Source organism: Paraburkholderia dioscoreae (genome assembly GCF_902459535.1).
Taxonomy (GTDB): domain Bacteria; phylum Pseudomonadota; class Gammaproteobacteria; order Burkholderiales; family Burkholderiaceae; genus Paraburkholderia; species Paraburkholderia dioscoreae.
This window is the reverse complement of sequence record NZ_LR699557.1, coordinates 15,454-30,901: the sequence shown is the minus strand read 5'-3', so window position 1 is coordinate 30,901 and position 15,448 is coordinate 15,454. Positions and strand designations below refer to the sequence as shown.

Annotated in this window: 15 protein-coding genes; all 15 read left to right on the top strand. The window is 60.3% G+C overall.

Annotated features, from left to right (window positions below; translation table 11 throughout):
* The first annotated feature begins 23 nt into the window (after nucleotides 1-23).
* Nucleotides 24-1,049 carry a P-loop NTPase family protein gene (locus tag PDMSB3_RS37405; RefSeq protein ID WP_165190345.1) on the top strand — a complete coding sequence of 342 codons (1,026 nt, stop codon included), beginning with the start codon at nucleotides 24-26 and terminating at the stop codon, nucleotides 1,047-1,049.
* A 119-nt stretch (nucleotides 1,050-1,168) separates the two neighbouring features.
* The gene (locus tag PDMSB3_RS37400) at nucleotides 1,169-2,080 is read left to right on the top strand and encodes a hypothetical protein (RefSeq protein WP_086916698.1); all 912 of its coding nucleotides are present in this window, start codon (nucleotides 1,169-1,171) and stop codon (nucleotides 2,078-2,080) included.
* Nucleotides 2,081-2,090: 10 nt separating this feature from the next.
* Nucleotides 2,091-3,368: a vWA domain-containing protein gene (locus PDMSB3_RS37395; protein WP_165190343.1), complete on the top strand. Its 1,278-nt coding sequence runs from the start codon at nucleotides 2,091-2,093 to the stop codon at nucleotides 3,366-3,368.
* A gap of 330 nt (nucleotides 3,369-3,698) precedes the next feature.
* Nucleotides 3,699-4,748: a CpaF family protein gene (locus PDMSB3_RS37390; RefSeq protein ID WP_165190341.1), complete on the top strand. Its 1,050-nt coding sequence runs from the start codon at nucleotides 3,699-3,701 to the stop codon at nucleotides 4,746-4,748.
* 12 nt (nucleotides 4,749-4,760) lie between these two features.
* Nucleotides 4,761-5,114 (top strand): conjugal transfer protein TrbC, encoded by a 354-nt coding sequence (locus PDMSB3_RS37385; protein ID WP_165190339.1) that lies wholly within the window; start codon nucleotides 4,761-4,763, stop codon nucleotides 5,112-5,114.
* 1 nt (nucleotide 5,115) lies between these two features.
* Nucleotides 5,116-5,424 carry a VirB3 family type IV secretion system protein gene (locus tag PDMSB3_RS37380; protein WP_165190337.1) on the top strand — a complete coding sequence of 103 codons (309 nt, stop codon included), beginning with the start codon at nucleotides 5,116-5,118 and terminating at the stop codon, nucleotides 5,422-5,424.
* On the top strand, nucleotides 5,418-7,880 hold the full coding sequence (locus tag PDMSB3_RS37375; RefSeq protein WP_165190335.1) for a VirB4 family type IV secretion system protein: 2,463 nt from the start codon (nucleotides 5,418-5,420) through the stop codon (nucleotides 7,878-7,880). Before PDMSB3_RS37380 ends, PDMSB3_RS37375 begins: the two co-directional genes overlap by 7 nt.
* Before the next feature lie 29 nt (nucleotides 7,881-7,909).
* Nucleotides 7,910-8,677 (top strand): type VI secretion protein, encoded by a 768-nt coding sequence (locus PDMSB3_RS37370; RefSeq protein ID WP_165190333.1) that lies wholly within the window; start codon nucleotides 7,910-7,912, stop codon nucleotides 8,675-8,677.
* Nucleotides 8,678-8,680: 3 nt separating this feature from the next.
* Entirely contained in the window at nucleotides 8,681-9,727 is a 1,047-nt protein-coding gene (locus PDMSB3_RS37365) for a type IV secretion system protein (protein WP_165190331.1), read from the top strand.
* A complete protein-coding gene (locus tag PDMSB3_RS37360) occupies nucleotides 9,724-11,079 on the top strand; it encodes a TraI domain-containing protein (protein ID WP_165190329.1) in 1,356 nt (451 codons plus the stop codon). The genes PDMSB3_RS37365 and PDMSB3_RS37360 overlap by 4 nt, the downstream gene beginning before the upstream one ends.
* A complete protein-coding gene (traD, locus tag PDMSB3_RS37355; RefSeq protein WP_165190328.1) occupies nucleotides 11,076-12,947 on the top strand; it encodes a conjugative transfer system coupling protein TraD in 1,872 nt (623 codons plus the stop codon). Before PDMSB3_RS37360 ends, traD begins: the two co-directional genes overlap by 4 nt.
* Nucleotides 12,948-12,957: 10 nt before the next feature.
* Nucleotides 12,958-13,476 (top strand): hypothetical protein, encoded by a 519-nt coding sequence (locus PDMSB3_RS37350; protein ID WP_090812843.1) that lies wholly within the window; start codon nucleotides 12,958-12,960, stop codon nucleotides 13,474-13,476.
* The gene (locus tag PDMSB3_RS37345; protein WP_232064489.1) at nucleotides 13,433-13,684 is read left to right on the top strand and encodes a hypothetical protein; all 252 of its coding nucleotides are present in this window, start codon (nucleotides 13,433-13,435) and stop codon (nucleotides 13,682-13,684) included. The genes PDMSB3_RS37350 and PDMSB3_RS37345 overlap by 44 nt, the downstream gene beginning before the upstream one ends.
* Nucleotides 13,677-14,291 (top strand): DUF4400 domain-containing protein, encoded by a 615-nt coding sequence (locus PDMSB3_RS37340; protein WP_165190327.1) that lies wholly within the window; start codon nucleotides 13,677-13,679, stop codon nucleotides 14,289-14,291. The genes PDMSB3_RS37345 and PDMSB3_RS37340 overlap by 8 nt, the downstream gene beginning before the upstream one ends.
* 284 nt (nucleotides 14,292-14,575) lie before the next feature.
* Nucleotides 14,576-15,445: an ATPase gene (locus PDMSB3_RS37335; RefSeq protein ID WP_165190326.1), complete on the top strand. Its 870-nt coding sequence runs from the start codon at nucleotides 14,576-14,578 to the stop codon at nucleotides 15,443-15,445.
* Nucleotides 15,446-15,448: the final 3 nt, after the last annotated feature.

Sequence of the window (15,448 nt, the reverse complement as noted above, 5' to 3'; positions counted from 1 at the left end):
TTTCTCTTTTCTGGAAAGCCATCATGAAAGTTACGCCCGCACAACTGACCGAACTGCTCTCGCTGTACGTCCCGAAGCGTCTGCCGGTACTCATCACCGGTCGTCCGGGTATCGGAAAGAGCGATATCGTCGAGCAGGTCGCGCACGCAACCGATCACGATCTGCTCATCAGCCATCCCGTGGTTGAAGATCCGACGGACTCGAAAGGGTTGCCGTTTCCGGCGCCAGACGGCTTGAACGCGAAGTTCCTGCCGTTCGGTGATCTCGAACGCGCGATGAAGGCGAGACGTCCGCTCATCTGGTTTCTGGACGATCTGGGGCAGGCCTCGCCCGCCGTTCAGGCCGCCAAGATGCAACTTCTGCTCGCCCGCCGTATCGGCGAACACGTCTTGCCGCCGCACGTGACGTTTCTTGCGGCGACCAACCGCCGGACCGATAACGCGGGCGTGACGGGGATTCTTGATCCCGTCATTTCGCGCTTCGCAACGGTGGTCGAGCTGGAAGCGACGATCGACGGCTGGACGAAGTGGGCTGTGCGAAACAACGTGCCGCCCGAACTTATCGCTTTTCTGCGATTCCGTCCGGACCTGCTTTCGGTGCAGAAGACGTCACGCGATATCGAAAACATGCCGAGTCCCCGTAGCTGGGGTTTCATCGCGAAGACGATGGGCGTGGTGCCGAAACACCTGGAGCACATCTCGCATGCGGGATCGGTGGGCGAAGGCGCTGCAACAGAGCTCGTCAGCTTCCTGCAGATCTACCGGGAACTGCCGAACCCCGATGCGCTTCTGGCTACGCCGGATAAGGCGATGATCCCTCAGACGCCGTCGACGCTTTACGCCATCGCAACCGCTCTAGCTGCACGCGCGACGGAAGCCAACTTCGATCGTGTCGTGACCTATACGGAACGCATGATCGAAGCGGGGCATCGTGAATTCGCGGCGCTACTCGTGCGTGACGCATTGGAGCGCACGCCGGAAATCGCCAACTCTTACGCCTTTATCCGGGCGCAGGGCGGCGAGATCGGCGCAATCATCAAGGGCGACTGATCCGCCGCTCCATTCCACTTTTTTCTCAGCTTCATCACTCATGGCTCTGCCGTGTCCGCGAGGACACGCGGGGCCATTTTTTTCGTCTCATCCATTCATTTTCTATACGGAGTTTTCTCATGAACACCAACATCCAGTCGAAAGTCATGCTCTGCTCGGTCACGATCTCCACGTGGGTTGCCCGTCGATTCGACGGCAAGGCCACCGAAGAAGTCGAGAACAAGCATCATGCAAAGGGCATCGGCAGATTTAACAAACGCCTGCTGCCCGAAAACTCTCCGAGTTTCCAGGAGGTGGTAACGATTGCCGGCCGCATCCGGAAATACTTCTACGATCACTCGTTGAAGTACGACCAGCTCGGGGTGCGCCTGCTGCCGACGATGATTTACATGGAATTCGCCGACAAGATGCGCTCGTTGAAAGACGAGTTCGATCTGGCGGTATCCGTATTCCTCACCGACTACCTGGACCTGAAGGAGCGCGCTCGCGCGGAACTGAACGGCCTGTTCAACGAGGCGGACTATCCGACCCTCGCGGAACTGTCGACCAAGTTTGGCGTGAAGATGGCGGTGTTGCCCTTTCCGGATGCCAGCCAGTTCGGCGTGGACCTCCCTGCGGACGTGCTGACGACGCTGAAAAGCGAACTCGATGAGCACGTGCTGGCGTCGATCGCGACCGCGAACGAGGATCTCGTCGAACGGATGTATACGGCCGTTTCGCAGATGGCGTCGCGCCTGTATGCGACGGGCAACGTGCGTCTGGACGTGGCCAACAACGTGCGCGACCTGTGCGCGTTGCTGCCGAAGCTCAACTTCTCCAACGATCCGAAGCTCACGCACATCCTTGATCAGGCGAAGACTCATCTCGCCGTTCATACGGGTGCGGATCTGAAGGAGTCGAATGTCCTGCGGTCCCAGGTGGCCAGCAAGGCACAGGAGATCGAGGGGCTGATGGCTGCTTTCATGGGTATCACGCCGGAAACGGAGATCGAGCCCGCCGACCACAGCGCGCAGCTGCGCCTCGTTGCTTAAGGGGGTGCTCATGGATCGCACCGTGACGGTAGCTGGCAATGGCGCGGTCCATCCGCGCATTGCCAAACAGCGAACTGAGCTCGTTCTGTCACAACCGTTTTTCGGGTCGCTCGCATTGCGCCTGAAAATGGTTGAAGACAGGTCGACGAAGGAATGCTGGGTAGACGGGGAATCGTTGGGCTATAACCCCGAATATGTCGATAAGTTGAGCGACCTTGAACTGCGGGGCGTGCTGGCGCTGAAAGTCATGCAGGTGGCCAACGGTCATTGCTGGCGTCAGGGCGCGCGAGAAGCCGGTCGGTGGAGCGACTCGAGCCAATACGCCATCACTCCGATTCTCCGTTCGTCGGATTTTGTGTTGCCAAGGGGCGCGCTGAACGACGCACGCTTCGCTGGAAAGTCGGTTGAAGAGATTTATGGCGCGCTGACGCAGGAGGCAAAGCAGAAACATCCCAAACCTGATCAGCAGCCTGAATCCGATCAGCAGTCGAAACCGCAGCAGCAACCTGAACCGGATGGCCAGTCGTCAGGGCCGGACGGAAAAGGTGGCGGCCCACGCCCGCAGCCAGGTGACGGCCAGGGTGATCCAGAGCCGTCTGCTGGTTCATCGTGCGGAGAGGTCCGCCAGTACTCGGGGACTGACAAACCTGTGAAGGAGGCCGAGTGGAAAGTTGCCGTCGTGCAGGCCGCCAAGGCTGCGCAGATGCGCGGCAAGCTGCCCGGCGACCTTCAGGCAATGGCCGGCGAGGCGGTGCGGCCGGTCGTTGACTGGCGCGCGGTGCTTCACCGCTTCGCGCAGCAGTCATCGCCGACCGACTACAGCTTCGCCACGCCGAACCGCCGGTATCTGCATCTTGGGTTCTATCTGCCCTCGCTGCATACGCCGGCAGTTGGCGATGCGGTTTTCGTGCGGGACTCCAGCGGCTCGGTGTTTGACGAGACGCAGGCACAGTTCGATGCAGAGATCCTGTCGGTGTTTCACACGCTCAAGCCCGCCCGGTTGATCGTGATGGACTGCGATACGCGGGTCACACAGGTGCAGGTGTTCGAGCGGGGCGACTCGCCCGAGATCAAGCCTGTGTGCGGTGGAGGCGGAACGGCATTCACCGATCCGTTTAACCGCGTGGCGGCCGATGGTCTGAATCCGGCGTTTCTCGTCTACCTGACGGACATGGTTGGCTCGTTTCCAGCGTCGGCGCCGCATTACCCGGTGCTGTGGGCGTCGACCACACCGCTCACGCGGGCACGGCGGGCGCCATTCGGCGAAACCGTCGAGGTCATCTGCTGACTGCATCGAAATCTTCGTTAACCCAACCCGGCCTCGCGCCGGGTTTTTTTTCGTCCACTGCGCCGCAGGAGTCGCGAAAGTCAGTCACCGTGCGGCGGAAAGGTATGCCTTTTTTGGGGTCTTTCTTCGGATAGACCCGTAACGCGTTATACGGCGCCGTCGCGAAGGGCTATGCGCAACCAGATCCGGAGCTATCACCACGACCAGAGCATGACGGGTTGCGATTCGCGCACACCGGGAAAGCCGTGTGATTTTGTGGCTCTTTTGAAGCCTGTCCAGCGGGGCCAGCGAGAACAATAGTCGCATGTTAGACCGCCCACAAAGCCTCGCATGCACGACGTTGACGACAACCCGTTACTGAAGCTTCAACCGCTGAAGGCGGAGGCCGTCGCGATGTTTTTTGAGGCGCTGAACCCACTCAAAGGACTGCTCGATGCGCCCGACCTCGCGGAAATTATGGTCAATGATCACCGCAACGTATGGATCGAGCACCGGGGTGTGATGTCGCGCGTGAACGTGGATTTGCGGCCCGAGCATCTGGAAGGGGCAATCCATTCGCTCGCGTCTTCGGTAGACAAGTCGGCGCACGCCGGCAGCGACAAGGGAATCATCAACGCGGGCCACAAGAATCTGCGTATCGCGGCCGTGATGAACCCCACCGCCATCGACGGGCACGCGCTGAGCATCCGCAAGCACCGCGAGACGAAATTGACGCTCGAGGACTACGTGAGCATGGGCGCGTTCTCTGCGGCAAATGCGCGCCCGGAAGAGGCGGAAGCAATCAGCTTCGAGGAAGGCATCCAGGACGAGGCGCTCATGCGCGCACTCAAGGCGCTGGTGCAGTCGCGTAAAAACGTTCTCGTCGCCGGCGGCACCTCGGCGGGCAAGACGACGTTTCTCAACGCGATGGTTGGCGTGATCCCCGAAGATCAGCGGGTGATTACGATCGAGGACACGATGGAACTGAAGGTTCAGGTTCCAAACCGCGTCCGCCTGTTGTCCAACGCCGATACGAACGTCACTACACAACTTCTTGTTGCGCTGTGCCTGCGGTTTCGTCCCGACCGCATCATCGTTGGCGAAGTCCGCGGGGGAGAGGGCTACGACCTGCTCCAGGCGCTCAATACTGGCCACGACGGTGGCCTTGCCTCGCTTCACGCCAATAACGGCCGCACGGCCCTGAGCCGCCTCGAAAGCCTTGCGATGCTTGGTATCCCGCCCGGTTCCCGCTGGGAACTGGACGACATGCGCAAAAACATCGCTGACTGTTTCAACTATGTGGTGCATTTCAAACGCACGGGCGAGATGCGCCATGTCTCCGAAATCCTCGAAATCCGGGGGTTTCGTAACAACGACTATGACCTACGACGAGTTTTTTAACGGGAGCAGGAAATGAAGCAAGGAAAGTTTTTCAGCACAGCCGCAACGGTCGCGAAGAAGCTGCGACCGGGCAAGCCACTCATCGTCGGCGCGCTGTTGAGCGTGGCGTCCGCCGCAGCGATGGCCGCGGGCGATTATGCGTCGCTCACCGGCCTGACGGACATCATCTGCACGATCAGCAACCTCATCAGCGGCCCCTATCTCTACGGTATCGGCATTGTGCTGATTACGCTCGGTGGCGTCGCCGTCGCAAATTCGGAGAGCAATATCGCCAAGACGTTCTCGGTCGTGCTGATCGGCCTGGGTATCGCATCGGTCGCCGTGCCGATCATGCGCGATCACTTCCACATGACCGTCGCCTGCTGATATGCGCCAGCACAAGGTCAGCCGCGGGCTCTCGTTGCCCCGTCAGATGGGCGGGGCAGACCGGATGCTGGCGATTCTCAACGGCACCCTGACGGCACTGCTCACGTACACGAGCTGGACGCCGTCGTTCCTCGCGCTTGGCGTCGTCGCCCACTTCTACCTTCGGTGGCGTAGTTCGAAAGATCCGTGGTGGCGGATGGTGATGCTCATCTATAACCGCTACCCCGACGTGTATGCGCCTGAGCCTCACGGCAAGTTCAGTGCGCGCTTCAAACGCCCCTACGGTTTCGATCAGGACCTTTCATGCTAATAGGCACTTTTAGCAAGCGCGCGGTGCAGGAAATTGCGCCGTGGATGACGCTCGTCACGCCTGAGCTTGTGCTCGACAAGGACGGCTCGCTGGTCACCGTTTTCGAGTTTGATGGCATCGACGCGGACACACCGAACCCAGGCGACATTACGGCCGCGCGGGACAACCTCGATCACGCATGCCGGAACTTCGACCACCGTGTCACCGCATGGTGGCGGGTCTCGCACCGACGTATCCGGGGCGGAGTCGAAGGCGAGTTCGTGAATGAGGCGGATGCGCGCGTCGATGCGATCAATCAGGAGAACATTGGCAGCGGCAAGTATTTCCGCAACTCCCATTCGCTCGCACTCGCGTTCACACCGGAGACGGGCCTGTCGCGTGTTTTCGACAAGATCGGCTATCACATGACGGTTGGCGGAAAGAACGTAGCCGTCGCGATGTTTGAGGCCGCCAAGGACATGCTGCTTGCCCGGAGCGCCTTTGTCTTTGACCTCACCAAGCTGCAAAACGAGATCAAGCGCTTCGAAGCGGTCATCGACGGCTTCACGGGCGGTGTGACCCGCCTGAAAATGAAAAGGCTCCAACTGCAGAACGCCCTGTCGTTCCTGCATCAGCGTGCAAATCCGGGCACGCCGAAGCGTCGCATGCGCTATCCGGTCACGATGCTGGACACGCATCTGACCGAGACGCAGGTAACCATTGGCGCCGAGCAGCTGATGTTTGAGTCGGCTCACGGCAAGGTCTACGCGCGAATTATAGGCGTCAAGGAATGGATGGGCTTCCAGGAAGCGGCTCTCGATGTGCTGTCGCAGGTCGATGCGGAACTCGACGTTTGTGTGATGTTCCGCTTCCTCGACACCTCGCGCGCGAGCGCGTACATCCGCAAGATCCGCGGCTTCTACAAGGCTGCCGCGTTCAACCCGGTCGCGATCATCAAGCAGTGGGCCACGAAGGAAGAGCAGAAAAACGACGAAGGCCGTGAGCAACTGGCGAAGGAGGCGAGCGAGGCGCTTGCCAAGCTGGAGGCAGAAGGCCAGCAGTATGGTTTCGCGAACATTTCGATCATCGTCTACGGCAACACGCCCGAAGAATGTGAAGACGCGACGCGCCAGGTCGTCGGTGTTATTGGCAATGCAGGCTTCGGGGTGATTGCCGAGAAAGACAACCTTTTCGCCGCGTGGAGTTCGACGTTGCCCGGGCGCTGGGACCAGCAAAAGCGCCTGCAATTCGTTGAGACGCCCGCCGTCTCGGACATTGCGCCGTTGTGCAGCGTGGGCGAGGGTTCAACGCTCAATGAATGGCTGACACAGCAGTCCGGCAAAAAGACGGGACCGCTGACGTGTCTACCCACGCGTCATCGAACGCTACAGAACGTCGATCTGCACCACCCCGGCGGCAAAGCCCATACGCTCGTGGTTGGCCCGATCGGCGCCGGTAAGTCGGTGCTACTCAATTATCTGATGTCACAAACCGGCCGGCACGGCGCGCGTCGCATCCGCTTCGACAAGGACCGCTCGACCCGTATCCCGACGCTGCTCGGCGGAGGGAAGTTCATCGACGCGACCGGTCGTTTTGAGGCGGCAACGTCGGTCAACCCGCTCTCCCTGATCGGGGACGAGAAACACTGGTCGTATGTGGCAGAGTGGGTAAAGCTCGTCATCGAGGGCGAGGATTACACCTGCACCCCCCAGCAGGAAACAATTATCTTCGAGCGCATCCGTACCCTTGCGAAAGCCTATGGGCGCGAAAAGTGGCGGCTGACGGGCCTGATTACCCTGCTGCCAGACGATCTCCGCGAGCGGCTGGCCGTCTGGACCGAAGGGCAGAAAAACGGTCGGTTCTTCGATCACGTAGACGACGGCTTTTCGCTTTCCGATGACCTGTCAATCGAGATGGGAGACCTGTTCCAGAATTTCCCGGTGGCCGCCGCGCTGTTCATGGACTACGCGTTCTACCGGATCGCGCAGATTCTCGACGGCAAGCGCTATACCGTCATCGAGATCGAAGAGGCCGGGTTCTTCTTCACCTACCCGAAGTTCTATGCACGGCTCGAAATCTGGGCTGTGACCATCCGTAAGCTGAATGCGGCGTTGCTTATGGCAACGCAGTCGCTCGGCCAGCTTGCGCGGGTGGCCAACTTCGAGATCATGAAGGAGAACATCCCGAACATCATCTACCTTCCCAACAGCGACGCGATCAACAACCAGACTCTGTATCGGGAGATTTTCGGTCTGACCGAGCACCAGATCAGGATGATCTCGAACGCGGTGCCCAATCGCGACTACCTGTGGGTGACGTCGACGCAGACGCGCATGCTGCAGGCGAGCTTTCCGAAGGAATCGCTTGCCTATCTGCGCTCGGACGGTCGCGCTCAGGCGATTCTCGACAAGCACGTGAAGTCGGGCGTCGACAACTGGCAGGACGCATACGTGCGTGACGTCCTCGCAAACGCATAACGTCAGTCTTACTCCTGGAAATACTCACCATGATCAAAACACTGCTCCGCACCGCGACGGCGACGGCCGCGCTGACCCTCGGTCTTATGTCACAGGCCTACGCACAGCTTGCCGTCATCGATCCGACCAACCTGATCCAGAACACGATGACTGCAATCGGCGCGGTCAAGGGCGAGGTGTACCAGGACACCAACCTGGTCTATCAGTATCAGATGATGCTGAACCAGTTGAAGCAGGCGACCAACCTGAACCCCTCCGCGATGCTCGCGCAGGCGACCTCGATCACCAATGACATCACCAGCCTGACCAAGTACACCGACACGCTGAAGTCCCTGTATGGTGGTCTGCAATCCAACGCTGAGTATGCGACGAAGGTGCAGGCGCTGATCACGCAGTCCGGCAAGACGCCCGCGCAGTGGTTTTCTGATCAGAGCACGCTCATCAGCAACAACGACCAGACGGCCAAGCAGATGTTCCAGATGGGCAACGACGTCATTTCGCACGTGAGCACCCTTGCCAAGCGCCGTCAGGAAATCCAGGACCAGCTGAACATGTCGCCGACTGCGGAAGCGACAGCGCAACTCACGACGCACCTACTGGATATCGTCGCGAGCCAGAACAGCGACATGTTGCAGATGATGGCCTCCAAGCAGCAGGCAGATAGCGTGACTAAGGCGCAAACAGCGTCGAGCGACCAGGCAAACAACACTGCCAGGTCGGCGTTGCAGGCTCAACTGGATCAACAGCGCGCGACCTACAACGCGACGATAGGTTCGTCCAAAGTACTGGGGCAGTGAACCGTGGCCATTTTTTCTCTCAAGCGGCTGCGCTGGCTGTCGGTCATGGTCTGCCTGCTCGTCACCACACTGGCAGAGCCCGCTGCGTTCGCAGACGACAACATGACCCTTCCGGACGGCTCAACGCTGTCTACCGGTTCCCCAGCTACGGGATCGTCGACGAGTGCGAAGCCTCTGACAAGCGCCGACGGGGACTTCGGGAAAGGCTCGACCGACGCGGTCAGCCAGATTCAGACCCTGCTTGGAGGCATCATTCCCGCTGCTGTGACGGCTAGCGCAAGCGTGATGGACGAAGCGAACAAGTTTGCGTGGGGGCTGGGCGTCATATCGCTTGTCCTCCTCGGCGTCCGCTTTTCGGGCACGCATCATCCCATCTCGGCATGGGTCAACCTGTTTGAAGAAGTGGCAGTGCTGGGCATCTTCGTCGCGCTGTATCTGGGCTATTCCACGTCAGCTGCCGGGTTCTGGACCTGGTTCGAGCAGCTTGCGACGCACATATCGGGCGGGTCCAGTAACAGCATTCCGGCACAGATGGCAACCCTGGCCGGCACGATGTTCGATGCCGTGAAGACCCGCTTCGTCAGCATCAAGCTCCTTACGGATCTGACGGGGACTGTGGTCGATGCTATCGGACTGTTCCTTGCGTTCGTCGTCGTACTGATCGCCTCGATCGTCTTTGCCTACTACAGCGCTGTCGGCCAGATTCAGGCGGCAGTGGGGATCGTTCTGGGACCGATCGCGATCGCGCTTGGATTTTCGAGCTACACACGAAACTACTTCATGAAATGGCTCGACTGGATGATCCATTCCGGCATGTACATTGTCATGGTCGCGGTCCTGATCAGGCTGATGGGTGCCAATATCGCAACCGCGGTACAAAAGGCCACGAATGTCAGTGGCGCCACGTCGACCGGCGCCTACGCTTTCGATCTTGCCGTTTTCATTCTGCTGCTGTCGTTTGAAATTCCGAAGCTCGCTGGTATGTTTGGTAGCGGCGCTGGCGCGACGGGCACAGGGGCGCTCAAGCTCGCACGGAGCTTTATCCCATGACAGCCTCCCATCGCCCGGCTGTGGTGAACGACTTGCTGAATACCCACGCGAAGCGCATCGAGCTCGTACGGCAGTGCGCCAATGAGAGCACGGAAGCTGAGTTCGAGCGGAAATGGCTTTCGGTCCTTCGGCGGTGCGCCGCGTGGTTTTCGTCCATGCCGCTTACGCCAGAGTTGCACGCGGAGCCGGGTGGCGCTTTCCGCGCGACCATCGAATCGACCTTCTACGCGATGCGCCTCGCGGGCGGGCAAAAGTTCGCCGCCGACATGACGTCGGACAAACGCCGCAGGCTGGAGCCGCAATACATCTATGCGGTGTTCCTTGCTGCAGCCAGTTCGTCGCTCGACGAGCCATGCCGGCACTTCGAGTTTGTGCGTGTTGCCGACCGCACGCCATGGAGCCCAGCGGCACATGGCGCTTTCGGGAACTGGATCGGCGACGGCGACTACGTAGTCCACCGTCGACCCGCCCCGCTGAAAGGCGAGCGCATGCGTACTGCAATGTTCGCGCAGACCGTTATCACGCCCGAACTGCTGTCGGGGCTTGATAACGCCGTGCTGGCCGATCTCTTCGGTGCCATCAATCCGGAAAAAAGTCCGCAGGGCTTCGAAGCGCTGGTGCACAAGGTGGTGCGCCAGGCGATGGATGTCTCGGTCGAATTCGAGCGAAAGGCGCAGCGCGGGGTCTTCGCCCCTGTGAAGTTTGATGTGCCGTCGGCAGTGCACGTCGCGCTGGAACTTCAGCCGCAGGTCGCACCTGTTGCGGCGCCACCGGATCAGGCGGGCGCAGCGGTCGCAACGTCCGCGGCGGCGGCTGAGGTAGCCACTTCCCCTGGCGCACAGCCGGCGGCGTCACCGCCAGCACCGGCCGCTGCTCCCGCATCCGGCGCGGTGCCGGGCGGCCCACAGCTTTCCCAGTCGTTGCTCGATGCGTTGGAGCGCAGCGAAGCCCAGGCCGCCACCGCGGCCGCGACTGGACCCGTTGAACCTGCCGTGACAGCAGCGCCTGCGGTTGACCCTTCACGGATGGCGGGGGGAACGCCGTCAGCCGCGCGGCAAACGCGTACCGGACCAACGGAGGAGGAGCTAACGGAGATCCTGGGCCCGGGCTCGGCGATGCTGCGGGAGTTCTTCCGCGCGCTCGCCGGCGACGTTGCAGCAGGGAAAGCCAAGGTGACGTGGGAGGAAAAGGGGCTGGCCGTGCAGAAGCGTCTGATCGGCGGCTACGGAATAACGAGTGACACCCTCGTTGAGCAGCTGAGGAAGCGCACGCTTCTTCTGCGCGCGGCCGGCAACGACATCTGCATCGTTGAACGTGCTGGTCGCCTGATTATGGAGCGGCCCGCGGCATGAACTACATCAACCATTTCCGGCCTATCTACGAATTCCGGCCGCTGATCGTCTGGCCGGTCGCAATCGTGGGCATCTTCGTATCGGGCATGCCCTATGGATGGGCGTTCGCGCTGGCATGTTTCGCGATGCTGGCTGTTCGTGCGGTTCAGGTGTGGCGGGCGCTCAGCTTCCGCATGGCGATCTCAACGAAGTGGCTTAGCAAGATTCACATTGGCAAGCTGCTGGAGTTGCAGCGCAAGATGCGCGAGCGCGAGGACTCGATGTATCTGGGGACAGGCTTCGAGTGGACCCAGAAGCACACGCAGATCGCGCACGACATCCTTCGTATGCCCGTGACGGACATTCCGTCGTTGCCGAAATGGCTGAACAAGACGGACTTGGGTCGAAAGACCGAAGCGCGTATCGAACGTCTGTTCGCACCGAACGACAGTATCCGTGATCGCATGCCGCAGGGTTCCTCATGGATTCACGGCATGGAGCCGAAAAAGGTCCGCGTGCCGTTTCACTACAAGGCGATGGGCGGTCACACGCTCGTCGGCGGCACGACCGGTGCAGGCAAGACGCGCACCTACGAAGTGATCTCGACGCAGGTTATCCACAACCCCAAAGACGTGCTCATCATCGTTGACCCTAAAAACGACGACGAGTGGAAAAAGCGTGTCGAGAAGGAGTGCGCACGCGCCGGTCGCAAATTCCTGTACTTCAATCAGGCCAAGCCGCACGAGTCGATCCGCCTGAACCCCCTTGAGAACTGGTCGCAGCCGTCGGAAATCCCGTCGCGCATCGCTCAGCTGATGGAAGAGGGGCCCTTCCGCGACTTCGCGTTCCTGTTCATTGACCGCGCGGTGAAGGGCGAGCTGTACGTGGGCGACAAGCCGAATCTGCGCTCGATCCTGAAATACGCGCAGTCCGGCATCGGCACTTTGCTGGATCGCTCGCTGCGTCGCTTCTTTCTCGAAAACGGACTGCCGAACTGGGAGGAGTTGACGGTCGCGCAGACGGTCAAGGACTCGGTTCGAAAGAACGACGTTTCGCTTGTCGACGGAATGGCCAAGCTCTACATGGACCGGTTCGCTGCGCACGACCGCGGACACGAAACCATCGACGGGCTGATTGCTACGCACACGCACGACCGCGAGCACTACATGCGGATCATCGCGTCTGCGCTCCCGCTGCTACAGATGCTTGCCACCGGCGAGACGGGGCTGATGCTCGCGCCAAAGGCGGACGATTTCGAGGACGAGCGCGAGATCTGGGACATCGACAAGATCATCAAGCAGAAGGCCGTGCTGTACATGGGCCTTGACTCGCTCTCGAACAACATCGTCCAGAAAGCGATTGCTTCGATGGCGCTGTCGGACGTCGCGGCGGTCTGCGGCTCAATCTACAACTTTTACGCGGAAAAGCCTGATGTCGTTCTGATCATTGACGAGATTGCCGAAGCGATCAACGAACAGGTGATCCAGATCCTGAACAAGGGACGGGGCGCGGGATTCAAGGCGTTTGTCGCATTCCAGGCGCGTGCCGACCTCGAAGCCAAACTCGGAAACGCCGCCAAAATGCTGCAGGTTTTGGGCAACCTGAACAACCAGGTCATCCTTAGACTTGAAGATAGCGATACCGCCAAGTGGTTCTCGGACAAGGTGGGGGAGACAGCGATTCGGGTTGTAAACATCTCGAATAGCACGAACACCACGACCGAGTCGCATGCAATGGAATTCAGTGGATCCCAGTCACGCACGCTTCAGCTTGAGAAGGTGCCACTGATTCCCATGCCGCTGATTCATCGTTTGCCGAACCTGCAATATTTCATGCGCATCTCCGGCGGTGCCGTCTACCAGGGCCGAATTCCTATTATCGAAGGCTGAACTACACAATATGTCCGCTGTTTTCAAAAACATCATTCGCGATCACAAGCTCTCGCACAAGCTGATTCCCGTGTTCAACGTTGCGCCGGATCTGGAGCTTGCATGCTCGCGGGTTGCCGATTTCATTGGCGAGCGCTTCGTTGGAGACTCAGGGCCGCTTGCGGCAGAAATGATCGAGTCGGCGCTGGCAAGTTTCAAGCGGGCTAAGCGCACGGGGGACCAGCACGTGGCTTTCATGCAGGGACTGTTTGAGCCGGCCAAGTCGCTCTATGCGCGTCGTTATGTGGCCCGCCGGGGTGACAAGGTCAGCGTCTGGTCGCCCATGCTCGAGCCTATTCCGGCATTTGAAGAGCGGCATCAGAACAGCGAGCTGGAAATGGTCGATGAGCGCTGCCCGGAACACATTACCGAGCGCACCGCAGCTTTCCAACTGGCCTCGCGCGTGTTGCAGGGCGAGGCGTTCCGTCGCTACTTTGAGGAATACGATGTCGCTCACCGTTACGATAATAGCGAAGTTGTCGCGGGTTGATTCGGACATGGCCCGGCGCGCGCTCAACACTGCGAGCGCGTTTGACGAGCCGGACGCGACGCCGCCAGAAGAGTTCACCTGGGGTGCGGGTGCCCGGTGCTACGCACTTGCTTCCATCGCAGTGAACCGCCCGCAGCTGTTCTGGGGGGGAATGCTCGCGATAACCGCGATCCCGCTTCTTGCCGTCGTGAGGCTGATCCATGGCTAGCCGGTTCGGATCGCACCTGAAAGTCTGGTTCCTGCTTGTGCCCGTCCTGTCGATCGCTGTAATGCCCGCGATACCGGACAGGAAACTGTTCGAGGTGCCGGACGTCGAGACTGAGTCCCTTGTCGCGTCGGTCGGACAGGACAGGGCCGACGCAGCGGTACGCGCGGCTAACGAGCTGTTCAAGAGGTCGTTCGTGGACAACGGCCTCCTTCATCGCACGCTGGCGGCGTCCAGCAATGTCGGCGGCCTCAACGACGGCGGCATGTCAACCTTCGCCCACACGTGGACCGAAAACTTCTGGCTGCTCGCGTACAGGGCGATGTTCCGTGCGATGGTGATGAAGATGTGGATCGTGGGCACATTGTGCTTCGCGCTTGGTATGTTCATCGACGGTACTGCGCGCAGGAAGATCAAGGCAGCCGCGGCCGGGTTCGTCAGCCCGCTTTCTTTCCACCTCGCAGGCCACGGGCTGCTGATCGTGACGGGCACGCTGTTCGGCGTGCTGCTCGTGCCGGTGCCGGTTCTTGCTGGCTACTGGCTGGTGGTTGCCGCGCTGCTTGGCGCACTGCTCTGGAAGGCCGCCGAGTCGTTCCAGTCGGCACGGTAAATTCTCCGAGAAGCAGGTCGGGGTTTCCGACCTGCTTTCAGCGTTTTCCCTCCCATTTCAGCGTTCAGTCCGCTCGACTGCTAATCCGCTAGCAGGCGGATGTCTCCTGTCGCCTGTTGTCTGTGGCCGAAAGCTGGGCTTCGCCTTAAAAGCCGTCTGAAATAACGCGTGTTTCGGGAGTTTCGCGCCCCGCCACGCCGCAACAATTGTGCTGTGGGGACGCGTGGCGCGCACCCAATTACCAACGATCAAACGGACACTGGTCCGACCTGGGAGAAACGCGCATGAGCACTGTGGCAGAAACCGAACTCGACAAAGCTGAAACGGCAGGCGCTCTGGCAGCGTCCGATGCGAGCGTACACGCGCAAGCTTCACATGCCGACCACGAGCCAAGGCTTGATGGCGCCGAAGAAGGCGAAGGCGAGATCGAGCGTGAACTGAGTCAGATGGAAGCGGACGCCGACCGTCTGCAGAAAGAGGGTGTCATCTCGCCCGACGACGCCAACATGAAGCGCGCCGAAGTAGCGAAGACCCGCAAGGCGTTCCGGGATCTTCCTGCGAGCGAGCGTATCTCCATCATCAAGCGTCGCCGTGAGATCGGCCGGCAGTTGATGGAGCGTCAGCTTTCGGGCGCTGCAGTGGTCGCCGCACAGGTCCGCCTGAATCACACCCGCCTGAAGCCGCTCTTCGAGCAATGGTGGCCGTACCTGAACCGCATGAGCGTGAACATGCAGCGTTTTGGTGATTCAACGTTCGGCGCGGACGACAAGAATGCTGTGAACAGCTTTTTCGAAAAGCAGATCAAGTCGATCGAGGAGTATGTCGACGAGGCGGTGCGCGTGGCCGGCGGCTACCGCGAGCAGAAGGAAGCCGAGCTCCGCGACGCAGGCGAATTCGTGTTCGAGCCGACGATCCCGATGCCCGCCCTGGACATGCAGGTCGAGGTGTATTCGCGCTTCTCGATGCGGGTGCTGACCGCGATCATGAAGTTCGACCGTGCGATGGATCATTTTGACTTCATGGTCTGGAACGGCATTCGCGATCAGTCCGACGTCGATGACGAAACCGTGCGCTTCCTGAAGAAGGTGAATCCGCTCGGCGTTCGCGGGTACATGACGCACCTGCGCCTGATGACCACGGTCCGCGGCCTGTAAGGA